This window comes from Corynebacterium sphenisci DSM 44792 (genome assembly GCF_001941505.1).
Taxonomy (GTDB): Bacteria; Actinomycetota; Actinomycetes; order Mycobacteriales; family Mycobacteriaceae; genus Corynebacterium; species Corynebacterium sphenisci.
Genome location: NZ_CP009248.1, coordinates 2,087,861 through 2,109,160 on the forward strand (window position 1 = coordinate 2,087,861; position 21,300 = coordinate 2,109,160).

The window sequence follows — 21,300 nt, forward strand, 5'->3', positions numbered from 1 at the left end:
GGGCTACTTGCCCTCCTTCATCTTCTGCGCGATCTGGCCGGTCTCCATGGCCTCGCGGATGACGGTCTGCTTCTCCGTGAGGTTCTTGTTGCCGAAGGAGATGTACCAGGCGGTGATCGCGAAGGTCGTCACGAACTGCAGGAACCCGAGCAGGAAGCCGAGGTTGACGTTGCGGAACAGCTCGATGGTCATGATGTCCGGGGCGAAGATCGCGACCAGGATGTAGGCGAGGTACCAGACCAGGCCGGCGACGGTCAGCGGGATGGCGAAGCCGCGGAAGGTGGACCGGAGGTGCTGGAACTCCTCCGTGCCCTGCACGTAGCGGTATTCCTCCGCCGTGGGTGTGTGCCGGCTAGCCGGCGCGGGATGTGCGCTCACTGTGAACCTTTCCGGTCGTGGGTGGCGGGCTCGTGATGCTGGTGCTCCCGCCGGGTGGCCCCTCCCCCGCGCCGGGGCCCCGGACCTGCCGGGGACGGCGTACGCGGCGGAGACACCGGGTTACGTGTGGCGACAAAGTTACCTGGGGCACACCAATCCGGGAAGCGGATCCACGCCACAGCCCGGCCCCGGCGGGCGTTTTCCGGGTGGAAACGGTCTCCACCTGCGGGTTCCGCCCCACTAACGGGGTTACCCCCGCGACCACCCCCAAACGTTAATCCCCATTCACGGCATGGCCGGCGCCTCGCGGCCGGAGGGGCCCGCCGGCCCGGCGCCGGCCCACCCGCCAGACCAGCTCCACCGCCGCCGCCGCGGGCAGCGCGAAGGCCGCCGCCCGCGCCCACTGGCCCGGTTCCAGGGCGGCGATCCGCAGCACCCGGGCGAGGGCCGGCACGGTGAAGATCGCCGCGTAGCCGGCGGCGCAGCCGGCCAGCAGCGCCACCTTCCACCAGCGGTAGGGCCGGGCCACCACGGCGAGCACCCAGGAGGCCACGATGACGAGCACCGCCAGGGTGCCGGTGGCCGCCCGCGCCCACTGCCCCGCCGGGGCCCCGTCGGGGGGCAGCACGGTGAGCCAGTGCCCGAACACCGCGGCGGCGGCGATCGCCCCGGCCGGGGCGGCCAGCCGGAGCACCCGGCGGGCGAACCCGGGCCGGGCCCGCTCCTGGGCCGGGGCCAGGGCCAGCACGAAGGCGGGCACCCCGATGGTGAACCAGCCGATCACGGTGACGTGGATCGGCTCGAAGGGGTAGCGCACCCCGGCGATGCCGACCAGCAGGGCCAGCAGCACCGAGTAGATGGTCTTGGTGAGGAAGAGGTTCGCCACCCGCTCGATGGCCGCGATCACCCGCCGGCCCTCGGCGACCACCGGGGGCAGCGCCGCGAAGCGGTCGTCGAGCAGCACCAGCTGCGCCACCGAGCGCGTCGCCGCCGCCCCGGAACCCATCGCCACCCCGATCGCGGCGTCCTTGAGGGCGAGCACGTCGTTGACCCCGTCGCCGGTCATCGCCACGGTCTCCCCGGAGGCGGTGAGCGCGTTGACCATCTCCCGCTTGCGCTCCGGGCTGACCCGGCCGAAGACGCCGTTGGCCCGCACCGCCTCGGCGAAGGCCCGCGGATCGGCGGGCAGCCGGCGGGCGTCGACGGGGTGGTCGGCCCCGGGCAGGCCGAGCTCCGCGGCGACCGCGCCCACCCCGGCGGCGTCATCGCCGGAGAGCACCTTCACCGCCACGTCCTCGGCGGCGAAGTAGTCCAGGGTGGCCCGGGCGTCGGCCCGGATGGTCTGCTCCAGCACCACCAGCGCCACCGGCGCCAGCCCCGCCGGCGGGGCGCCGGCGGCGGTCGGCTCCCCGGCCGCCCGGGCGAGCATCAGCACCCGGCGGCCGCCGGCGGCGATCGCCCCCGCCGCGGCGGCGGCCGCGGCCAGGGCGGGCCCCGGCCCGGCGGCCGGGTCGGCGAGCACGTCCGGGGCGCCGAGCACCCAGGTGCCCCGGTCGCCGAACCGCGCCGCGGACCATTTCCGCGCCGAGGAGAAGGGGACCTCCGCGGTCGCCGCCCAACCCGGGTCGGCCACCCCCCGGGAGTCCAGGCCCTCCCGGATCGCGGTCGCGGTGGCGTTGGGCCGCTCCTCCACCTGGCACAGCGCCGCCAGGGCCGGCCAGGCCGGGTGCCCGGGGGCCGCCTCCGGCGCGCCCGCGTCGGCCGGGTCCGCGGCGGCGTCGAGCACCCGGCCCAGGCGCATCCGGTTCTCGGTGAGGGTGCCGGTCTTGTCCGCGCAGACCACGCTCACCCGGGCCAGGCCCTCGATCGCGGGCAGCTCGTTGACCAGCACCCGGCGCTTGCCCAGGCGCACCACCCCGGCGGCGAAGGCGATGGAGGTCATCAGCACCAGGCCCTCGGGCACCATCGGCACCAGGGAGGCGACCATCGCCAGCACCGCCTCCCGCCAGCCGCCGACGGCGTCCTCGGCCCGGGTGAGCTGGGTCCAGATGGACAGCGCCGCGGCCGGCACCAGCAGCCAGGTGATCACCCGCAGGATCTGGTCGATGCCGGCCATCAGCTCCGAGTCCACCAGGGTGAACCGGCGGGCCTGGGCGGTGATCTGGGCGGCGTAGGCCTCCGCGCCGACCCGGGTGGCCCGGTACACCGCGGACCCGGAGACCACATGCGAACCGGAGAGCACCTCCTCCCCGGCGACCTTGGCCACCGGCTCGGCCTCCCCGGTGAGCATCGACTCGTCGACCTCCAGGCCGCGGGCGGCGATGAGCTCCCCGTCGACCACCACCTGCTCCCCGGCGGCCAGGGCCACCAGATCGTCGACCACCACCTGCTCCCGGTCCAGCTCCGCCGGGGCGGCGTCGCCGCGGATCACCCGGGGCCGGGCCCGGCCGACGATGGACAGCCGCTCCAGGGTGCGCTTGGCGCGCAGCTCCTGGATCACGCCCACCGCGGAGTTGGCGATGATGAGCAGCCCGAAGGCGCCGTTGATGAGCGACCCGGTGGCCAGCACCAGCGCCAGCAGCACCGCGAGGATGGCGTTGACCCGGGTGAGCACGTTGGCCCGCAGGATCTGGGCCACGGTGCGCCCGGTGGCCCCGGGCAGTTCGTTGACCCGGCCCTCGGCGACCCGCCGGGCCACCTCCGCCGGGCCCAGGCCCACCGGCCGCGCCACCGGCCCCGCCGGCCCCGCCGGCCCGCCGGACTCGGCCGGCGTGGGGTCGGGGCGGGGGCCGTCCACGGCGCTAGACGCCCCGGAACACCGGGGCCCGGCGTTCGGCGCGGGCGGCGGCAGCCTCGGCGGCGTCCGCGGAGGCCCACACCGCCCGGTAGAGCTCCCGTTCGGCCGCGGTGGGCTCGCGGTGGGTCTCGTCGTCGTTGAGCACCATCTTGTGGTAGCGCAGGCTCATCGGGGCGTAGCCGGCGATTTCCGCGGCGAGCTCGTCGACCCGCGCCGAATCCCCCTCGTAGGAGGCGAAGCCGCAGGCCACCGCCCCGGCGACGTCCATCCTGGCCGCGCCCAGCAGCAGGGTGCGCGCCCGCGCCCCGCCGAGCAGCACCCGGGCCCGGCGGATGGTCCACGGGTCCACCGCGATGCCCAGCTTCACCGGCGGCACCTGGAACCAGGCGCCCTCCCCGACCACCCGCAGATCCGCGGCCATGGCCAGCTGCATCCCGGCGCCCACCGCCGGGCCCTGGATGTCCGCGATGATGATGAGCGGGCAGTCCTGCATGGTGGTGAGCATCCGGCGCAGCTGCTCGTGGAAGGCGCCCTGGGAGTGCGAGCCGTCCAGGTCCGCCCCGGCGCAGAAGGCCCGGCCCGCCCCGCGCACGATGATCACCCTGGCGCCGGCCCGGGCCGCGGCGGCGTCCACGCCGTCGGCGATGGCCGCGCACACCGCGGCGGACAGCGCATTGCGCCGATGGTCCCGGTCGATGGTGATCTCGGTGATCGCGCCGTCGTGGACGACGCGCACCTCGGCGGGGACGGGGCCCTCGGGGCCGGCCTGGGCGTTCGACATGTGGCCCAGGTTACTCGCCGAAGGTGCGCGGATCCCCGCCGATCCGGCGATCCGGCCCGGCGAGCCCGGCCAGCGCCGCCATCGCCGCCTCGTCGAGGGTGAAGTCGAGCGCGCCGAGGTTCTCCGCCATCCGATCCGGGTTGGCGGACTTGGGGATGGCGACCAGGCCGCGCTGCAGGTGCCAGCGCAGCACCACCTGGGCGGGGGTGCGGCCCAGCTCCGCGGCGAGCCCGGCGACCCGGGGATCGCCGAAGTCGGCGCCGCGGCCCAGCGGGGCCCAGGATTCGGTGACGATGCCGCGGCGGGCGTGCTCGGCGACGAGGGCGTCCTGGGGCCAGCCGGGGTGCAGCTCCACCTGGTTGACCGCCGGGGCCTCGGGCAGGTCGTCGAGGACCTCGGGGTAGAAGTTCGCCACCCCGGCGGAGCGGGTCAGCCCCTCCTCGCGCAGCGCCAGGATCGTCTCGTAGGTCTCCACGTAGCGCCCGGCGGCCGGCACCGGCCAGTGCACCAGCAGCAGGTCCACGTAGTCGAGGCCCAGCCGGTCCAGGCTGGCCGCGGCGGCGGCGCGGGTGCGCGCCGCGCCCTGGTCGTCGTTCCACACCTTGGTGGTGAGGAAGAGCTCGGTGCGGTCGACCTCCCCGGCGGCGATCGCGTCGGCGATGCCGCGGCCCACCCCGGCCTCGTTGCCGTAGAGGGCGGCGGTGTCGATGTGCCGGTAGCCCAGGGAGATGGCGGTGCGCACCGCGACCCGGGCGACCTCGTCGTCCATCCGCCAGGTGCCCAGGCCCAGCTGGGGGATGTCGTGGCCGTCGTTGAGATCGAGGAGGGGAATGTCGCTCATGCCCGCCAGTGTGCGCGCACCGCGCCCCGCCCCGCAACGGAGTCCGCCCGCGGCCCCGGGGCGGCGGCCGCCCCGGGGCGCAGGTCGGGGGCGGGAACCGGTCGGTAAACCCCGATACTTGACAAGTTGTTGGGTTTTCCCAATACTTTGTGCCATGGGCACGACAGGGGCGGGCCGCCGCCGGCCGATCCACAACCGCATCGCGGTGCTGCGCGCGGAACGGGGCATGTCCCGCGCCGAGCTCGCCGAGGCGATCGAGGTCAACCGGCAGACCATCGGCGCCCTGGAGCGCGGGGACCACTACCCCAGCCTGGATCTGGCCTTCCGGATCTGCGGGGTCTTCGGCCTGCCCGTGGAGGCGGTGTTCTCCCGGGAGGAGTTCACCCCCATGTCCGAGAGGCTCTACGGCGCCGCGACGCCCCGATGAGGACGGGAGAGACGATGAGCACCACAATCCACGACCGCGACGACCGGATGGCCGGGTACTGGCGGTACCGCCGGGAGCGCTTCGCGCGGCGGCGGCGCCTGGCGGAGGCCCACGGGCCGCTGCACCCGCTGCGGGTGCGCCGCCGCCTGGTCGCCGGCTACGTCGCCGCGCTGGCCGCGATGCACCTGGTCGCGATCCCGCTGTGCGCGGCGGTGCTGCGCGCCGACGACCCCGCCTGGGGCCGCTGGGGCGTCGCGTGGGCGGTGCTCGTCCTCGTCGCGATGGCCCTGTGGCAGCTGGTGGTCTACGCCGCCGGGACCCTCGACGACGCCCCGCGGGAGTGCCTCGACGAGTACGAGCTGTCCCGGCTGGACCGGCTGCGCGGCCGCGCCTACCGGATCGGCGTCTGGTTCTTAATGCTATTCTCCGGCGGGGCGCTCGCCCTCGGCGCCTGGGTCGCCGCGACCCGCCCGGACTGGGCCGCCGGGGTGCCCTACGTGCTCGGCGTCATCGCCCTGCTCGGCGGCCTGAGCATCCTCGCCATCCCCAGCGTCACGCTGGCCTGGACCACCCCGGAGGACTGATCCCCCGTGACCACGATGACCCCCACCCGCTCCCCGGACGCGCCCGGTCCGGGCCTGGCCCTGGTCGGGCTGCGCAAGTCCTACGGCGGGCGCACCGTGCTCGACGGGGTGGACCTCGCCGTCGCGCCGGGCGAGATCCACGGCTTCGTCGGCGCCAACGGCGCCGGCAAGACCACCGCCATGCGGATCGCCCTGGGGGTGCTCGCCGCCGACGCCGGCCGGGCCTACCTCGACGGGGCCGTGATCGACGAGGGGCTGCGCCGGCGGATCGGCTACATGCCCGAGGAGCGCGGGCTCTACCCCCGGGAGAGCGTCGCCGGGCAGCTCACCTACTTCGCCCGGCTGCACGGGGTGCCCGCCGCCCGCGCCCGGGAGCAGGTCGCCGGGCTGCTGGAGCTGCTCGGCCTCGCCGACCGGGCCGGCGACGCGGTGCAGACCCTGTCCCTGGGCAACCAGCAGCGGGTGCAGCTCGCCGCCGCCCTGGTGCACGACCCGGCCGCCCTGGTGCTCGACGAGCCCTTCTCCGGGCTGGACCCGGTGGCGGTGACCGTGATGTCCGCGGCGCTGCGCCGCCGCGCCGCCGCCGGGGTGCCGGTGCTGTTCTCCTCCCACCAGCTGGACCTGGTGGAGCGGCTCTGCGACCGGGTGTCCATCCTCGCCGGCGGCCGGATCGCCGTCTCCGGCACCGTCGCCGGGCTGCGCGCCCGCGGCCCCCGCCGGCTGGCCCTGGACTGCCCCGGGGTGGACGCCGCCTGGGCGGTCGCCCGGGACGGGGTCACCGCCGCCGAACCGGATCCGACGGCGCCGTCCCGGCTGCTGCTCACCATGTCCCGCGCCGCCGACGGGACCGCCGACGAGGCCGCCGAACAGGGGCTGCTCACCGCGGCCCTGGCGCGTGGCCCGGTGCGCGAATTCGCCCCCGTCACCGTCCCGCTCACCGAGCTCTACCAGGAGGTGGTGCGGTCATGACCGCCCCCGAAACCGCCCCGCCCGCACCCGCGGCGCCCGCCGCACCGGCCTACCGGCCCGGCGCCGCCATCGCCCTGGTCGCCCGCCGGGAGCTGCGCACGGCGCTGCTGAAGAGGTCCATGCTGATCACCCTGCTGCTGGCGATGGCCGGCGTCATCGGCGGGATCATCGCCCTGGACCGGTTCGTCCTCGGCGATGACGCCGCCCCCGCCCCCGCGGAGGTGGCCGTGGTCGGCGACGCCGGCTTCCTCGCCCCCGCCGCCGACGACCCGCCCGCCGGCATCCGCCCGATCGATCCCCGGCCGGCGGCCGACGCCGCCGCGGCCCGGGCGGCCCTGGCCGCCGGGGAGGTCGACGCCGCGGTGGTGCCCGGCGACGCCCCCGGCACCCGGGTGATCCTCGTCGACTCCCCGCACGCCCGGGAACTGGCCGGGACGATCTCCGGACTCGCCGCCGCCGAGGCCCGGGACGCCGCGCTGGTCGAGTCCGGGGTGGACCCGGCGGCCCTCGCCGCCGCGGAGGCCGCCGCCGCCCCGGAGGTGCGCGACATCGGCGACCCCGGCGGCGCGGAGGTGCCGCTGGCCCTGGGCTCGGTGATGGCGCTGATGGTGGCGGTGTTCACCTTCGGCGGGGCCACCGCGATGAGCGTGGTGGAGGAGAAGTCCTCCCGGGTGGTGGAGCTGATGCTGGCCACGGTGCGGCCGGTGCACCTGCTCACCGGGAAGATCCTGGGCACCGCCGCCGCGGGCCTGGTGATGATGGTGGCCTGGCTGGGCGCGGCCGCCGCGACCCTGGCCGGCACCGGGCTGGCCTCCCGGCTGGAGATGGATCTCGGCCCGCTGGCGGTGACCCTGCCCTTCTTCCTCTCCGGCTACCTGCTCTTCGCCGCGTGCTACGCCGCGGCCGGCTCCCTGGTCAGCCGGATGGAGGATTTCCAGGGCGCGCAGATGCCGGTGCTGCTGCTCGGCGTGGTCACTATCTACGTGCCCGCCTTCGGCTGGGGCGCCCTGGACGCGGCCCCGATGCGGGTCGCGGCCTTCCTGCCGCCGCTGTCGGCGACGACCGCCCCGCTGCAGTACGCCGCCGGCAACCTCGACGCCGCCGGCCTGGCCGCCGCCTGGGGGCTGCTCACCCTCGCCGCGGTCGCGGTGGCCTGGGTGGCCGCCCGGATCTACCCGCGCACCGTGCTGCGCATGGGCTCCCGGGTGCGCTGGGCGGAGGCGCTGCGCGGCTAAAGCGCCGCGGCGCCGGCCCGCCCCGCGAGGCGGCGTGCGGCCCGGCCGGCGGGGAGGGTGCCCCGCCGGCCGGGCCGTCCCCGGCTCAGCCGGCGGTGGCGGCGTCGAGGAAGGCCACCAGATCGTCGACGTCGCCGTAGGAGGCCTGCGCCCCGGCGCCGCCGGCGGCGTAGGCGCCGACCACGCTCGCCAGCCGGGCGGCGTGCGCCAGCTCCACCCCGCTGGCCAGGCCGGCCAGCAGGGTGCCCATGTAGGCGTCCCCGCAGCCGGTGGTGTCGACCACCTCCACGGACACCGCCGGAATCGGGGTCACCGAGGCCTCGGAGCCGGCCGCCCCGGTGCCCAGCACCACCGACCCGGCCCCGCCCAGGGTGACCACCGCATGGGCGATGCCGTGCCCGGTGGCCAGCGCCTCGGCGGCCTCCGCCCAGGCGCCCCCGTCGACCGCGGCGGCCGCCGCCTCCGCCCCGATCACGCGCACCAGCTCATGCTCGTTGACGATGAGCACGTCGACGAGATCGAGCAGCTCATCGGGGATCTCCCGGATCGGGGAGAGGTTGAACACCACCGGCACCCCGGCGGCGCGGGCCGCCCGGGCCGCGGCGAGCACCGCGTCGACCTCCACCTCCAGGCAGAGCCCCAGCGCGCCGGCGCCGGCGATGTCCCCGGCCCGCTCGGCGACGAAGTCCGGGGTGACCCGGGCGTTGGCGCCCGGGGAGATCACGATGCAGTTCTCCCCCGCGTCGGAGACGGTGATGAGCGCGGTGCCGGTGGCGACCTCCGCGGTCTCCATCCGGGAGAGATCCACCCCGGCCTCGCGCAGCGCCCCGGCGAGGATCGCCCCGTTGGGATCGTCGCCGACGGCGCCGAGGAACACCGCGCAGGCGCCCAGCCGGGCCGCGGCGGCGGCCTGGTTGGCGGATTTGCCCCCGGGCCGGATCACCAGGTCCCCGCCGGCGACGGTCTCCCCGGGGCCGGGGATCTCGGCGACCCGCACGGTGAGATCGGCGTTGGCGGAGCCGACCACCGCCACCCGGCCGCCGATCCGCTCCAGGGCGGCCCGGGCCGGGCCGGCGACCTCCGCGGGCACCCGCGCCGCGGGCGCCGCCGGGCCGCGGGTGATGACCTCGTTGCGGGTGGTCATGCCGGCACCTCCCCCACGGTCTCGGCCTCGGTGGCCCGACCCCAGGCGTCCGCGTAGAGCCGCGGCCGCACCAGCAGGAACACGATGATGCCGAGCACGGCGACGGCGCCGACCACGGCGAACAGGGTCGAGTAGGTCGCCGCGTCACCGGCCGGCACCCCGGGCAGCCCGGCGCCGGCGAAGGCGCCCCGGGCCATCCACGGGCCGATCAGGGAGATCGCGATGGAGGGCGAGACGTTCATGATGAGGTCGTTCATGCCCACCGCGCGGCCGGATTCGCTGACGTCGATGGTGCCCATCACGGTGTCCACCACCGGGGCGTAGGTCATGCCCAGGCCGGCGAAGAACACCGTCGCCGCCGCGCCCACCCAGCCGATGCCCAGGTGCAGGGTGCCCGCGGCGAGGAGGGCGCCGGCGGCGAGCAGCCCGCCGGCGAGCAGGATGCCCGGGCCGCGGCCGATGACGCCGACGATCTTGCCGGAGGCGACGCCCATCACCGTGGCCACCAGGTAGCCGGTGAGCAGCACGAAGGACATGTCCCGCGGGGTGTAGCCGTGCAGCGCCCCGCCGGCGGCGGTGAACAGCGGGGTCATCGCGTAATTGCCGAAGTAGAACAGGAAGATCAGCGACACCGCCATCAGGTACCGGCCGTTGGCGAAGAAGGCCGGGGTGATGAACGGCTCCCGGGCCCGGGAGATGTACGCCCAGAAGACCACCGCGAGCACCGCGAACCCGGCGAGGTACCAGCCGATCTGGGTGTTGAAGTACAGCACCAGCGCGGCGATGGTGACCCCGGCGAGCAGGAAGCCGGGCGCGTCGACGTGGCCGCCGGCGCGGGAGGCGTCCGGCAGGTTGCGCCACAGCAGCGGGATGAACACCACCGAGGCCAGCGGGATGGCGAAGAGCAGCACCCAGTTGATCTCGGCGAGGAAGCCCGCGGCGAGCACCCCGATCGCGGTGGAGAGCTGGTAGGCGGCGGTGAACACGCCGAAGTAGATGACCTTCTTCGGCCCCGGCACGTACTTGGTGGCCACCACCAGGTACACCGAGCCGGCGACCTGGGTGCCGGCGGTCTGGATCGCGCGGGCGGCGACGATGGTCCAGATGTTGCCGGGCAGCAGCAGGCCCAGCACCGAGCCCACCACGATGAGGACCATGCCCACCATCATCATCCGGCGCAGGGAGACGAAGTCGCCGAGCGAGCCGTAGATGACGCAGACGATGCCGAGCACGATGCCCGGGATCGCGGTGATGAGGGAGGCCTTCTCCGGGGCGCCGACCTCGGCGCCGATCACCTCGAAGACCATGTTGAAGGCCTGGATGCACAGGATGGAGAAGATGAAGATGATGATCAGCGCCGGCAGGGTGCGCATCGCCCGGCGCTGCACCTCCGCGGCGGCGTCCGCCGGGGCCGCCGCGGCGGCCGCGCCGCCGCAGGCGTCCGGGCCCTCGGGGCGGACGGGATCGTGGACGGGATCGCCCCTCATCGTCATCGCCCGCCCTCGGCGACGGAGCCGATGCGGCGCATCAGCTCGTCGAGGAAGCGGTCCACGTCCACGCCGACGGCGACCCGGGCGGTCTTGACGGGATCGTTGAGCCGGGTCTCGTCGCCGATGGTGCGGCCCCGGGTGGGGCCCTCCACGTCGACCTTGAGGTTGGTCTCCAGGCAGTCCACCAGGGTGGGGTCCACCGCCACGGCCACGGCCAGCGGGTCATGCAGCCCGCAGCCGCCCAGATGCGGGGCGATGGTCTCGTAGGCGCGGATGTAGAAGTCGGTCATGTCCGCCAGGAAGCGCCCGGCCGGGGTGCCCAGCTCCCGCCACTTCGCGGTGTGCTCGTAGGTGAGCAGGGTCTGCAGGGTGACGTCGAGGCCCACCATGGTCACCGTGGCCGGTGAGCGGAAGAGCTCATCGGCGGCGTCCGGGTCCTGGGAGATGTTCGCCTCGGTCCAGGCGTTGACGTTGCCGGGCTGGGTCAGCGCCCCGCCCATGATCACGATCCGGGCGCGCTCGGCGAAGGAGGGGTCCTTGCGGATCGCCGCGGCCAGGTTGGTCATCGGGCCGGTGGCCACGATCACCAGGTCCTCGCCATGGGCCTTGACCGAGTCGATGAGGAAGTCCACCGCGGGGGTGTCCTCCGGGACGCGCGCCGAGGCGGCCAGGTCCACCTCGCCGACGCCGTCGCGACCGTGGATGAACTTCGAGATCTCCAGCACCTCGAAGGAGTCCTTCGCCTGGGGGTGCGGCAGGCCCGGGTAGACCGGCACCGACTCGGCGCCGAGCAGGTCGAGGATGGCGAGATCGTTGGCGACGCCGGTCTCCAGCAGCACATTGCCGTAGGTGCCGGTGATGCCGATCAGCTCCAGCTCCGGGGAGCCGAGCGCGTATGCGATGGCGAGGGCGTCGTCGATGCCCGTGTCGAGGTCGAGGATGATTTTGCTCATACCCCCAGTATGGTGGTGAAGCCATCGTCCCGCCACGGAAAAACATCGCCTGCGCTGGGCATTCGACGTCCGGCCACGTCGTTCCCCGGATACCCCGGTCCGCGGGGGCGAACATCGTTCGACAACCACCCCCGCCGTCACCCCCGCCCGCGCCGGGGCCGGTCGCCGGGGGTCGTGTGCGGCGGGGCCGCGGGACGGCGCCGCCGATGCCCTACGGTGGGGTCCATGGCCACGATCCGCGCCCGCGAACTCATCGACTCCGTGCTCGACGAGGGCACCTTCCGCTCCTGGGACGCCCCCGCCGAGCACCCCGGGGCGGATCCGGGCTACGCCGCGGCGCTGGCCCGCGCCGCCGAGCGCACCGGACTGGACGAGGCGGTGCTCTCCGGGGAGGGCACCGTCGCCGGCCGCCGGGTGGCGGTGATCTGCAGCGAATTCGGCTTCCTCGCCGGCTCCGTGGGCGCGGCCACCGCCCGCCGGCTGATCCTGGCCATCGAGCGGGCCACCGCGGAGGCGCTGCCGCTGCTGCTCTCCCCCGCCTCCGGCGGCACCCGGATGCAGGAGGGCACCCCCGCCTTCGCGATGATGGTGTCCATCACCGCCGCGGTGGCCCGGCACAAGGACGCCCGGCTGCCCTTCCTGGTCTACCTGCGCCACCCCACCACCGGCGGGGTGCTGGCCTCCTGGGGCTCCGCCGGGCACCTCACCTTCGCCGAACCCGGGGCGCTGCTGGGCTTCCTCGGCCCCCGGGTGGTGGAGCTGACCACCGGGGAGCCGATGCCGGAGGGGGTGCAGACCGCCGAGCACCTGCACGAGCGCGGGATCATCGACGGGGTGCTCGCCCCGGCGCAGCTGCGCGCCGCGGTGCTGCGCACCATCGAGGTGCTGCTGCCGGCCGGTCCCGCGGAGCCGGCCGCCGCGCCGGCGCCGGCGGAACCGGACGGCCGGGACCCGTGGGCGGCGCTGCTGCGCACCCGGGACCCGGCCCGGCCCGGGGCGAGCGCGGTGCTGGCCCGGCTGGCCGGGGACTGGGTGCCGCTGTCCGGCACCGGGGACGGCTGGCGCGATGACGCGATCCGGGCGGGGCTGACCCGGGTGGGCGGGCGCCCCGTGGTGCTCATCGCCCAGGACCGGCACGCCCAGCCCCCGCTGGGCCCGGACCCGATGGGCCCGGGGGCGCTGCGTTTCGCGCAGCGGGCGATCCGGCTCGCCGAGGCGCTGGCGATCCCGGTGGTGACGCTCATCGACACCCCCGGCGCGGAGCTGTCCCGGCATGCCGAGGAGCACGCCATGGCCGGGGAGATCGCGCGCACCCTCACCGCCCTGCTGGATGCGCGGGTGCCCACCGTGTCGGTGATCCTGGGCCAGGGCTGCGGGGGCGGGGCACTGGCGCTGCTGCCGGCGGACCGCTGCCTGGCGATGCACGACGGGTGGCTCTCCCCGCTGCCGCCGGAGGGCGCCTCGGCGATCGTGCACCGCGACGTCGACCATGCCGCCGAGATGCTCGCCGCCCAGGGGGCCGGGGCGGAGGCGCTGCTCGCCCGCGGGGTGTGCGATCGGCTGCTCGCCGAGCCGGCGGATCCGGGTCAGCTGCCGGATCGGGTGCTCGCCGCGGTGGCCGCGGCGTTGCGCGAGCTCGCCGACCGGCCCGGGGAGGTGGGCCGGGAGCGGCGCTTCGCCCGCTACCGGCGGCTGGCCCTGGGCGCGGCGGGCTGAGCCCGCCGGCCGGCGGCGCCCCGGAGCCCGGGCGGGGCCGGGGCGGGGCCGGCTACTCCACGCCGAGCAGGTCGATGACGAAGACCAGGGTGCGCCCGGAGAGGAAGTGCCCGGCCCCGGCGGGGCCGTAGGCCAGCTCCGGGGGGCAGGTCAGCTGCCGGCGGCCGCCGACGCGCATGCCCGGGATGCCCTGCTGCCAGCCGGCGATGAGCCGGGACAGCGGGAAGGTGATGGAGTCGCCGCGGTCCCAGGAGGAGTCGAACTCCTCGCCGGTCTCGAAGTCGACGCCGACGTAGTGCACGTCGACGACGCTGTCCGCGGTGGCCTCGGCGCCGTCGCCGACGACGAGGTCGGCGACGACCAGCCCCTCGGGGGCGGGGCCGGCCTGGGCGTCGATCTGCGGCTTGCTCATTGCGGGGGAACCTTCCGTTGCTCGGGGGTCGGGGCGCGTCCAGCCTAGCGGGGGTGAACGCGGATTTTCACCGGGTGGGCCGCCGCCCGGGGACGCCGACGGCCCCCGCACGTCGGGGTGCGGGGGCCGTCGGGCGCGCGGCGCGGCCGCGGGGCGGCTAGCGCTGCGGGCGCGGCACGAAGGAGCGCTCGACCTCGCCGGTGTAGATCTGGCGGGGCCGGTTGATCTTGTTGCCCGGGGTGGTGATCTGCTCGTTGAAGTGGGCGATCCAGCCGGGCAGCCGGCCGAGGGCGAACAGGACGGTGAAGAAGTCCGTCGGGAAGCCCATGGCGCGGTAGATGAGGCCGGTGTAGAAGTCCACGTTCGGGTAGAGCTTGCGCTCGACGAAGTAGTCGTCGGCCAGCGCGATCTCCTCCAGCTTCATCGCCAGATCGAGGAGGTTGTCCCCGCCGAGGTGATCGAGCACCTCGTGCGCGGTCTTCTTGGCGATCGCGGCGCGCGGGTCGTAGGACTTGTAGACCCGGTGGCCGAAGCCCATCAGCCGGACCCCGTCCTCCTTGTTCTTGACCTTGTTCATGAACTCGGTCGCGTCGCCGCCGTGGTTGTCGTGGATGTCCTCCAGCATCTCCAGCACCGCCTGGTTGGCGCCGCCGTGCAGCGGGCCGGAGAGGGCGTTGATGCCGCCGGCGATGGAGACGAACATGTTGGCCCCGGAGGAGGCGACCATGCGCACCGTGGAGGTGGAGCAGTTCTGCTCGTGGTCGGCGTGCAGGATGAGCAGCTTGTCCAGGGCCTTGACCACCACCGGGTCGACCTCGTAGGGCTCGGTGGGGAAGCCGAACATCATGCGCAGGAAGTTCTCGCGGGCGTTCAGCGAGTTGTCCGGGTACATGTACGGCTGGCCCTTGGAGGCGCGGTAGGCGTAGGCCGCCAGCATCGGCACCTTCGCCATCAGCCGGGAGGTGGCCAGCCAGCGCTGCGCCGGGTCCTGCGGGTCCAGCTCGTCGTTGTAGTACGCGGAGAGGATGTTCACCGAGGAGGCCAGGGTGGCCATCGGGTGGGAGTGCCGCGGGAAAACGTGGAAGGCGCTGCGGAAGTCCTCGTCCAGCAGGGTGTGGTGCCGGATGTCGTAGTTGAACTCGTCCAGCTGCTCCTGGGTGGGCAGCTCCCCGTGGATGAGCAGGTAGGAGACCTCGTTGAAGGTGGCCTTCTCCGCGAGCTCCTCGATCGGGTAGCCGCGGTAGCGCAGGATGCCGTTGGCGCCGTCGATGTAGCAGATCTTGGACTCGGTGGAGCCGGTGGCGGTGTAGCCCGGGTCGAAGGTCGTCAGCCCGGTCTCCTGGAGCAGCTTGCCCAGCGCGATGCCGTCGTTGCCCTCGGTGGCCTTGACGATGTCCATCTCGAACTCGCCGCCCGGATAATGGAGTACGGCCTTGTTGTTCTCAGTAGCCACAACTTCCCTTTCGCTCATTTTCTGTCGTTCCGACAATCCGGCTCTCGCCGGCGCACCGGCGATTACGCCGAGTACGGCCCACGCTATACCGTAACCGCGGTGGCGGGCACGGCGCGTCGGTCCGACACCGGGCGGCTTCGCCCGATTCGCACCAAGTTCCGGCGGGGCCGCGCCCCACCGGGCAGCAGTGGATTGAGGCACACCCTAGCAAAGAGTGTGAGGCCCGCAACATCCCCGCCCCGGTTCCGCCTAACCCCGTTCCCCCGCCGTCACGTCCGCAAACGGCGTGCGCGCGGCCCCGCGGACGCGATCCGCGCAGGACACGCGGCGGCCGCGGCGGAGCGCGGGGGCGGATCTGCTATCCGCCACAAAACCCCCCGCCGACTCCCCCGCGGCGACCCCGCGCAGGTCGCGGGCGACCCCGGCGAACGGCGTCCCGCGGCGCCATCGCGCCCCGGGGGCGCCGCCGAATGGCAACCGTCGCTTCGCAACCTTCGCACTTTGCGAATAATGCAAAGCGAGGAGTGCGCGGATTCGGGCACCCCCGGTCGCGGGCGGGGCCTATTATGGAAATGCGCGGACGCGACCGCGACCGCGCCACCGACCCGGCTACGAAAGGTCCCCGCCCCACATGAGCGCCGACTTCCCCACCCTGCCCGACGAGTTCCGCCCCGGCGACGGTCGCTTCGGCTGCGGCCCCTCCAAGGTCCGCCCCGCGCAGATCCAGGCCATCGTCGACGGCGGCGTGGACGTGATGGGCACCTCGCACCGCAAGCCCGCCGTGAAGAACGTCGTCGGGGAGGTGCGCGAGGGCCTCGCCGAGCTGTTCTCCCTGCCCGAGGGCCACGAGATCGTGCTCTCCCTGGGCGGGGCCACCGCCTTCTGGGACGCCGCCGCCTTCGGGCTCATCGAGCGCCGCTCCGCGCACCTGACCTACGGCGAGTTCTCCGGCAAGTTCGCCAAGGCCGCCGCCGCCGCGCCCTGGCTGGCCGACCCGCAGCTCATCGAGGCCGCCCCGGGCGACGCCCCGGAGCCGGTCGCCGGCGACGACGACGTGGACCTCATCGGCTGGGCGCACAACGAGACCTCCACCGGCGCGATGGTGCCGGTGACCCGGCCGGAGGGCGCCGAGGGCAAGCTCATCGCCATCGACGCCACCTCCGGCGCCGGCGGGCTGCCCGTGGACGTCGCCCAGGCCGACGCCTACTACTTCTCCCCGCAGAAGTGCTTCGCCTCCGACGGCGGGCTGTGGCTGGCCGCGATGAGCCCCGCCGCCATCGAGCGGATCGCGAAGGTGAAGGCCTCCGGGCGCTACATCCCCGCCTTCCTGGACCTGCAGACCGCGGTGGACAACTCCCGGAAGAACCAGACCTACAACACCCCGGCGGTGGGCACCCTGCTGCTGCTCGCCGCCCAGGTGCGCTGGATGAACGAGTCCGGCGGCCTGGACGCGATGGTGGCGCGCACCACCGACTCCTCCAACAGGCTCTACGACTGGGCGGAGGCGCGGGAGGGCGCCGCCCCCTACGTCGCCGATCCGGCGAAGCGCTCCCTGGTGGTCGGCACCATCGACTTCGACGACTCCGTGGACGCCGCCCGGATCGCGGCGATCCTGCGCGCCAACGGGATCCTGGACACCGAGCCCTACCGCAAGCTGGGTCGCAACCAGCTGCGCATCGGCATGTTCCCGGCGATCGACCCCGAGGACGTCTCCCGGCTCACCGGCGCCATCGACTGGATCCTCGACGGCGGCCACGCCGCGGCCTGATCCGCCGCCCGCCCCGGGGCCGCCGGCCCCGGCGAGGACGCCCCCGCCACACGCCGCGCGAAAGCCGGTGCGCCCCCGGCGGGGGCGTCCTCGCATACCATGGCGGATATCACGTCCGCGAACGCACAGGAGGTACCCGAATGCGTGAACTCAAGCCACTGGCGGAGCAGACGCAGCCCGGGGCCATCGTGCTGACCTGGGCCGACGTCGAGGACGAGGATGCCGGGGCGCGGCTGCTGCTGCCCGTGGGCGACCGGCTGCGCGAACTGGTCGCCGCCGCCGGGGGCGACGCCGCCCCGGACGCCTCCGGGGACGAGCCCGCCCCGGCGGAGGGGCCGGCCCCCGCCCGCCCGGTGCTGCGCGCCGCCGCGGACCCGGAGGACGCGGCCGCGGAGCCGGCGGAGCCCGCCGCCCCGGCCACCCCGAAGTACGTGATGGCCCCGCGCGAGATCCAGGACCGGGTCCGGGCCGGGGCCTCGGTGGCGGAGCTGATGGAGGAGACCGGGATGTCCTTCCGCCGGATCGACGCCTTCGCGCATCCGGTGCTCAACGACCGGGCCCGGATCGCCGAGCAGGGGCGGCTGTCGCACCCCCGGCGCAGCGACGGCCCCGCGGAGCTGACCCTGGAGGAGATCCTGGCCACCGCCTTCGCCGCCCGCGGCCAGGATCTCGCCGAGGCCACCTGGGACGCCCGCCGGGACCGCACCGGGCAGTGGATCGTCAGCCTCACCTGGACCACCGGCATGTCCGAGGCGGTCGCCGAGTGGAGCTGGCATGAGGAGTCCCCCGGCCACGGCACCACCGTGTCCCGCAACTCGCTGGCCGCCGAGCTGGTCGACCCGGAGCAGCACCGGCCCCGCCGGGGCCTGTCCGCGGTCGCCGAGGGCGCCCGCGCCCCGGCCCCGGTCGACTCCGGCGCCGGGCAGGCCGAGGAGGACCCGGCCGAGGAGGAGTTCCTGCGGCACCCCGACGGGGAGGCCCCGCCGCGGCGGCGCCGCAAGACGGTGATGCCCTCCTGGGAGGACGTGCTGCTGGGGGTGCGCCCCACCGATCGGAAGTAGGCGGCGATGACCCGGCTCACCCTCTGGTTCACCACCGCCGACGCCGACCCGGCCGCGGTGCTGCGCGCCGAACCCGGCCATGACCGCGGCTTCGGCCGGAAGTACCTCGCCCAGCTGGATCCGGCCCGCACGGTGACCCATATCGCGGACATCCCGCTGAACCGCTCCGCCCCCGCCGGGGCCGGGGAGTTCTACGTCGGCGGCTACCCGGGCCTGGCCGTGGTGCAGACCGTGGTCGACGGGCTCGCCGATCCGGCGGCCCTGCCGGCGGGGCTCACCCGCGGCATCGCCGCCGATGACGTCTACCTGCGCCTGGACGGCGGGGCGGCGGGGCCGCAGGGTTTCGCGCATTGGCGCGGCGGCCGGCTGCGCCGCTCCTTCGCCGCCACCGGCACCCGGATCCTCGCCGATGCGGGGCTGCCGGAGCCGGTGGAGGCGGACTACTGGGCGGGCCGGCGGCGCCCGGCGCGGCCGGCGGACCCGGCCGCCGGGGTGGCGCTGCCCTTCGACCCGGGGGAGCTGGCCGATGCGGTGCTCACCGCCTGGCTGGGCTTCGACCCGGCCGCCGAGGGCCCCGATGTGCCGGTGAGCGCCTTCGCCGTGGACGGCCGCCCCGCCCCGCGGCCGGCCACGGGGCGCGCCCGGCCGGCCGGCGCCGGGCCGGCGGACCCGGCCGGGTGGGCGGGCCCGGGCGACTACGACGACTACGAGGCGGCGCCGCCGCCCCCGGACGAGGCCCGGGAGCGAATCCTGGCCGCCCGCGCCGCCGCGGCGGGGCTGCTGCGCCGCGCCGGGGCGGGGGCCCGCCGGCTGGGCCGGGCCGCCTGGGATCGGCTGAACCGCTCCAACGAGCCCTGATCGGGGCCCGCGCCGCGCATCCTGCCCGCGCGGGCGGGGCCGGCCTAGGTCACCCGGGGTTGCCCCATCGGCCCGGCCAGCGTCCGGGCCCGCTCGTAGAGGCCCACCGCCGCGGCGGTGGCCACGTTGAGGCTGTCCGCGCCGGCGGCCATCGGGATCCGGGCCCGGACCTCGCAGGCGCGCATCGCATGCTCGGTGAGCCCGGGGCCCTCCGCGCCGACGACCAGGGCCACCCGCTCGGCGGCCATCGCCTCCCACAGCGGCGCCGAGGACTCCCCCGGGGTCATCGCGACCACCCGGAAACCCCGCTCGCGCAGCCCCGCCAGGCCGCGCTGCCAGGTGGTGGTGCCCCCGGGCAGGTGCGCGAAGGGCACCCGCAGCACATGGCCCATGGACACCCGCACGCTGCGCCGGTACAGCGGGTCGGCGCAGGCGGCGCCGAAGAGCACCCCGTCCACCCCGAGCCCGGCGGCGTTGCGGAACAGCGCCCCGATGTTCTCGTGATCGCCGACGCCCTCGAGCACCAGCAGGGTGCGCGCGCCGGCGAGCACCTCCGCCACGGAATGCTCCGGGGCCCGGTCCGCGGTGGCCAGCACCCCGCGGTGGAAGTCGAAGCCGACCACCGCGGAGATCGTCGCCCGGTCCACCTCCGCGACGGTGGCGCCCGCCGGCAGCCCGGGCCCGGCGGCGAGCTCGTCGAGCCGGGCGGCGGTGCCGGCGACCAGGCGCACCGGGTAGCGCGAGGCCAGCAGCCGCTCCACGATGAGCCGGCCCTCGGCGACCACCAGGCCGCTCCCGCCGGGCCGGTCCGGGCGGGATTCGGCCCGGTTGAGGTCGCGCAGCTCCGCCAGCCGGGGATCGGCCGGGTCGGCCATCCGCACCCGGGCGCCCATCAGGCCCCCGTGAGCAGCGCGGTGACCGGGTCCACCGCGAAGTACACCAGGAACAGCGCCGCGATGAGGTACATCAGCGGGTGCACCGCGCGCGCCCGACCGGTGCACAGGTGCATCGCGGACCAGGTGATGAAGCCGATCCCGATGCCGTTGGCGATGGAGTAGGTGAAGGGCATCGCGACGATGGTGAGGAAGGCGGGCAGGGCCACGTGCAGCTCGGTGAGGTCCACGTCGCGGATCTGGCCCATCATCATCGCACCGACGATGACCAGCACCGGGGCGGCGGCCTCGATGGGCACGATCTCGTAGAGGGGGGTGAGGAACATCGCGGCGAGGAACAGCGCCCCGGTGACCACGTTGGCCAGCCCGGTGCGCGCCCCGTCGGCGATGCCCGCCGCGGAGTCGACGTAGACAGTGTTGGAGGAGGCCGAGCAGGCGCCGCCGACCACCGCGCCGGCGCCCTCCACCACCAGGGCGGTCTTCATCCCGGGCAGGGTGCCGTCGGCGTCGGCGAGCCCGGCGTGCTTGCCCAGCCCGGTCATGGTGCCCATCGCGTCGAAGAAGTTCGCCAGCACCAGGGTGAACACCAGCATCACCGCGCCGATCACCCCGATCCGGGTGAAGGCGCCGAAGAGGTCGAAGGCCCCGAGCAGGTGCAGATCCGGCACGCCCCCGATCGAGTCCGGGGCCTGCGGCACCGCCAGCGACCAGCCGGCCGGGCGGGCCTCGCCATCGGCGAAGGAGGGCCCGGCGTCCACCACGGCCTCCACCACCAGGGCGATCACCGTGTTCGCGACGATGCCCAGGAAGAGCCCGCCGGGCACCCCGCGGGCGACCAGCACCCCGCAGATCAGGATGCCGAGCAGGAACACCGCGGTGGGCCAGGAGGCGATCTGGCCGTTGATGCCCAGCTGCACCGGCACCGTGGTGCCCGCCGCATCCGGCATCCGGCGCACCAGGCCGCCGTCGACCAGGCCGATCATGGCGATGAACAGGCCGATGCCCACGGTCATCGCCGATTTCATCGAGGGCGGGATGGCCTCGAAGACCGCGGAGCGGAAGCCGCTGACCGCCAGCGCGACGATGATCACGCCGTCGATGACCACCAGGCCCATCGCCTCCGGCCAGGTCAGGCCCTCCCCGGCGACGAAGGTCACCGCCACCAGGGTGTTGATGCCCAGTCCGGCGGCCAGGCCGAAGGGGTAGCGGGCGAAGACGCCGAAGGCGATGGTGAGCACCCCGGCGGCGAAGGCGGTGACCGCGGCCACCGGGGCGATGCCCAGCTCCACGCCGTTGCGGTCGGCGACGGTGCCCAGGATCAGCGGGTTGAGCAGGATGATGTACGCCATCGCGAAGAAGGTGACCACCCCCGCCCGCACCTCGGTGCCGATGGTGGATCCGCGTTCCCGGATCTTGAAGTAGCCGTCCAGTCTCCCGGTGGCGGTGGTCTCGCTCACTGCGCGCTGCTCCCTCAGGTGGTCCCGGCCGCCCCGCCGCGGGGCCGGCCGCCCGGGGCCTCGCGGCGCCCGGGCCCCCGTAG

Annotated in this window: 19 protein-coding genes; 8 read left to right on the forward strand and 11 right to left on the reverse strand. The window is 75.1% G+C overall.

All coding sequences use genetic code 11. The annotated features are described in order from the left end of the window. Nucleotides 1-3: 3 nt before the first annotated feature. The 4 genes from CSPHI_RS09490 to CSPHI_RS09505 form a co-directional block, all read right to left on the reverse strand. Complete coding sequence (locus tag CSPHI_RS09490; protein ID WP_075692802.1) at nucleotides 4-378, reverse strand: DUF485 domain-containing protein; 375 nt, start codon at nucleotides 376-378, stop codon at nucleotides 4-6. A gap of 274 nt (nucleotides 379-652) precedes the next feature. Further along, the gene (locus CSPHI_RS09495) at nucleotides 653-3,109 is read right to left on the reverse strand and encodes an HAD-IC family P-type ATPase (RefSeq protein ID WP_084210476.1); all 2,457 of its coding nucleotides are present in this window, start codon (nucleotides 3,107-3,109) and stop codon (nucleotides 653-655) included. A 70-nt stretch (nucleotides 3,110-3,179) separates the two neighbouring features. Then, nucleotides 3,180-3,956: an enoyl-CoA hydratase gene (locus tag CSPHI_RS09500; RefSeq protein WP_075692805.1), complete on the reverse strand. Its 777-nt coding sequence runs from the start codon at nucleotides 3,954-3,956 to the stop codon at nucleotides 3,180-3,182. A gap of 10 nt (nucleotides 3,957-3,966) precedes the next feature. Beyond that, entirely contained in the window at nucleotides 3,967-4,797 is an 831-nt protein-coding gene (locus tag CSPHI_RS09505; protein WP_075692807.1) for an aldo/keto reductase, read from the reverse strand. 154 nt (nucleotides 4,798-4,951) lie between these two features. Here CSPHI_RS09505 and CSPHI_RS09510 point away from each other — a divergent pair, with 154 nt between their 5' ends. The 4 genes from CSPHI_RS09510 to CSPHI_RS09525 are packed head-to-tail and all read left to right on the forward strand — an operon-like array spanning nucleotide 4,952 to nucleotide 8,012. Beyond that, nucleotides 4,952-5,224: a helix-turn-helix transcriptional regulator gene (locus tag CSPHI_RS09510; RefSeq protein ID WP_075692809.1), complete on the forward strand. Its 273-nt coding sequence runs from the start codon at nucleotides 4,952-4,954 to the stop codon at nucleotides 5,222-5,224. A 14-nt stretch (nucleotides 5,225-5,238) separates the two neighbouring features. Then, a complete protein-coding gene (locus CSPHI_RS09515) occupies nucleotides 5,239-5,808 on the forward strand; it encodes a hypothetical protein (protein ID WP_075692811.1) in 570 nt (189 codons plus the stop codon). A 15-nt stretch (nucleotides 5,809-5,823) separates the two neighbouring features. Further along, nucleotides 5,824-6,777 (forward strand): ABC transporter ATP-binding protein, encoded by a 954-nt coding sequence (locus CSPHI_RS09520; protein ID WP_075693987.1) that lies wholly within the window; start codon nucleotides 5,824-5,826, stop codon nucleotides 6,775-6,777. Beyond that, nucleotides 6,774-8,012, forward strand: a complete 1,239-nt coding sequence (locus tag CSPHI_RS09525) for an ABC transporter permease (protein WP_084210356.1) — start codon at nucleotides 6,774-6,776, stop codon at nucleotides 8,010-8,012. The genes CSPHI_RS09520 and CSPHI_RS09525 overlap by 4 nt, the downstream gene beginning before the upstream one ends. An 85-nt stretch (nucleotides 8,013-8,097) precedes the next feature. Here CSPHI_RS09525 and CSPHI_RS09530 read toward each other — a convergent pair whose 3' ends face one another. From CSPHI_RS09530 to CSPHI_RS09540, 3 genes are read right to left on the reverse strand one after another with little or no spacing between them, the layout of a single operon-like run. After that, a complete protein-coding gene (locus tag CSPHI_RS09530; RefSeq protein WP_084210357.1) occupies nucleotides 8,098-9,156 on the reverse strand; it encodes a ribokinase in 1,059 nt (352 codons plus the stop codon). Continuing rightward, nucleotides 9,153-10,649 carry an MFS transporter gene (locus tag CSPHI_RS09535; protein WP_245803305.1) on the reverse strand — a complete coding sequence of 499 codons (1,497 nt, stop codon included), beginning with the start codon at nucleotides 10,647-10,649 and terminating at the stop codon, nucleotides 9,153-9,155. Before CSPHI_RS09535 ends, CSPHI_RS09530 begins: the two co-directional genes overlap by 4 nt. Further along, nucleotides 10,646-11,599: a nucleoside hydrolase gene (locus CSPHI_RS09540; protein ID WP_075692815.1), complete on the reverse strand. Its 954-nt coding sequence runs from the start codon at nucleotides 11,597-11,599 to the stop codon at nucleotides 10,646-10,648. The genes CSPHI_RS09535 and CSPHI_RS09540 overlap by 4 nt, the downstream gene beginning before the upstream one ends. A 225-nt stretch (nucleotides 11,600-11,824) precedes the next feature. On the opposite strand from CSPHI_RS09540, the gene CSPHI_RS09545 reads away from it, so the two are divergent. After that, nucleotides 11,825-13,315, forward strand: a complete 1,491-nt coding sequence (locus CSPHI_RS09545; RefSeq protein WP_075692817.1) for a carboxyl transferase domain-containing protein — start codon at nucleotides 11,825-11,827, stop codon at nucleotides 13,313-13,315. A gap of 52 nt (nucleotides 13,316-13,367) precedes the next feature. Here the strand turns inward: CSPHI_RS09545 and CSPHI_RS09550 are convergent, their stop codons facing one another. Together CSPHI_RS09550 and CSPHI_RS09555 are read right to left on the reverse strand one after the other, a co-directional pair. Continuing rightward, on the reverse strand, nucleotides 13,368-13,727 hold the full coding sequence (locus CSPHI_RS09550) for an FKBP-type peptidyl-prolyl cis-trans isomerase (protein ID WP_075692818.1): 360 nt from the start codon (nucleotides 13,725-13,727) through the stop codon (nucleotides 13,368-13,370). A 157-nt stretch (nucleotides 13,728-13,884) separates the two neighbouring features. Next, a complete protein-coding gene (locus CSPHI_RS09555) occupies nucleotides 13,885-15,198 on the reverse strand; it encodes a citrate synthase (RefSeq protein ID WP_075692820.1) in 1,314 nt (437 codons plus the stop codon). Nucleotides 15,199-15,811: 613 nt separating this feature from the next. Here CSPHI_RS09555 and serC point away from each other — a divergent pair. The 3 genes from serC (at nucleotide 15,812) to CSPHI_RS09570 (ending at nucleotide 18,867) form a co-directional block, all read left to right on the forward strand. Next, nucleotides 15,812-16,948 carry a phosphoserine transaminase gene (gene serC, locus CSPHI_RS09560; RefSeq protein ID WP_075692822.1) on the forward strand — a complete coding sequence of 379 codons (1,137 nt, stop codon included), beginning with the start codon at nucleotides 15,812-15,814 and terminating at the stop codon, nucleotides 16,946-16,948. 140 nt (nucleotides 16,949-17,088) lie between these two features. Next, nucleotides 17,089-18,009 (forward strand): septation protein SepH, encoded by a 921-nt coding sequence (sepH, locus tag CSPHI_RS09565; protein ID WP_075692824.1) that lies wholly within the window; start codon nucleotides 17,089-17,091, stop codon nucleotides 18,007-18,009. Between the two features lie 6 nt (nucleotides 18,010-18,015). After that, nucleotides 18,016-18,867, forward strand: coding sequence for a DUF6928 family protein (locus tag CSPHI_RS09570; protein ID WP_075692825.1), 852 nt, complete (start codon nucleotides 18,016-18,018; stop codon nucleotides 18,865-18,867). A 44-nt stretch (nucleotides 18,868-18,911) separates the two neighbouring features. Here CSPHI_RS09570 and CSPHI_RS09575 read toward each other — a convergent pair whose 3' ends face one another. Together CSPHI_RS09575 and CSPHI_RS09580 are read right to left on the reverse strand one after the other, a co-directional pair. Next, complete coding sequence (locus CSPHI_RS09575) at nucleotides 18,912-19,760, reverse strand: TrmH family RNA methyltransferase (protein ID WP_075692827.1); 849 nt, start codon at nucleotides 19,758-19,760, stop codon at nucleotides 18,912-18,914. Further along, a complete protein-coding gene (locus CSPHI_RS09580) occupies nucleotides 19,760-21,217 on the reverse strand; it encodes an NCS2 family permease (RefSeq protein WP_245803306.1) in 1,458 nt (485 codons plus the stop codon). Before CSPHI_RS09580 ends, CSPHI_RS09575 begins: the two co-directional genes overlap by 1 nt. Nucleotides 21,218-21,300: the final 83 nt, after the last annotated feature.

Coding starts and splice junctions, on each gene's coding strand:
- sepH (WP_075692824.1), top strand. CDS start 17,089: ATGCGTGAACTCAAGCCACTGGCGGAGCAGACGCAGCCCGGGGCCATC.
- CSPHI_RS09525 (WP_084210356.1), top strand. CDS start 6,774: ATGACCGCCCCCGAAACCGCCCCGCCCGCACCCGCGGCGCCCGCCGCA.
- CSPHI_RS09575 (WP_075692827.1), bottom strand. CDS start 19,760: ATGGGCGCCCGGGTGCGGATGGCCGACCCGGCCGATCCCCGGCTGGCG.
- CSPHI_RS09540 (WP_075692815.1), bottom strand. CDS start 11,599: ATGAGCAAAATCATCCTCGACCTCGACACGGGCATCGACGACGCCCTC.
- serC (WP_075692822.1), top strand. CDS start 15,812: ATGAGCGCCGACTTCCCCACCCTGCCCGACGAGTTCCGCCCCGGCGAC.
- CSPHI_RS09545 (WP_075692817.1), top strand. CDS start 11,825: ATGGCCACGATCCGCGCCCGCGAACTCATCGACTCCGTGCTCGACGAG.
- CSPHI_RS09570 (WP_075692825.1), top strand. CDS start 18,016: ATGACCCGGCTCACCCTCTGGTTCACCACCGCCGACGCCGACCCGGCC.
- CSPHI_RS09550 (WP_075692818.1), bottom strand. CDS start 13,727: ATGAGCAAGCCGCAGATCGACGCCCAGGCCGGCCCCGCCCCCGAGGGG.
- CSPHI_RS09555 (WP_075692820.1), bottom strand. CDS start 15,198: ATGAGCGAAAGGGAAGTTGTGGCTACTGAGAACAACAAGGCCGTACTC.
- CSPHI_RS09510 (WP_075692809.1), top strand. CDS start 4,952: ATGGGCACGACAGGGGCGGGCCGCCGCCGGCCGATCCACAACCGCATC.
- CSPHI_RS09520 (WP_075693987.1), top strand. CDS start 5,824: ATGACCCCCACCCGCTCCCCGGACGCGCCCGGTCCGGGCCTGGCCCTG.
- CSPHI_RS09500 (WP_075692805.1), bottom strand. CDS start 3,956: ATGTCGAACGCCCAGGCCGGCCCCGAGGGCCCCGTCCCCGCCGAGGTG.
- CSPHI_RS09515 (WP_075692811.1), top strand. CDS start 5,239: ATGAGCACCACAATCCACGACCGCGACGACCGGATGGCCGGGTACTGG.
- CSPHI_RS09535 (WP_245803305.1), bottom strand. CDS start 10,649: ATGACGATGAGGGGCGATCCCGTCCACGATCCCGTCCGCCCCGAGGGC.
- CSPHI_RS09530 (WP_084210357.1), bottom strand. CDS start 9,156: ATGACCACCCGCAACGAGGTCATCACCCGCGGCCCGGCGGCGCCCGCG.
- CSPHI_RS09505 (WP_075692807.1), bottom strand. CDS start 4,797: ATGAGCGACATTCCCCTCCTCGATCTCAACGACGGCCACGACATCCCC.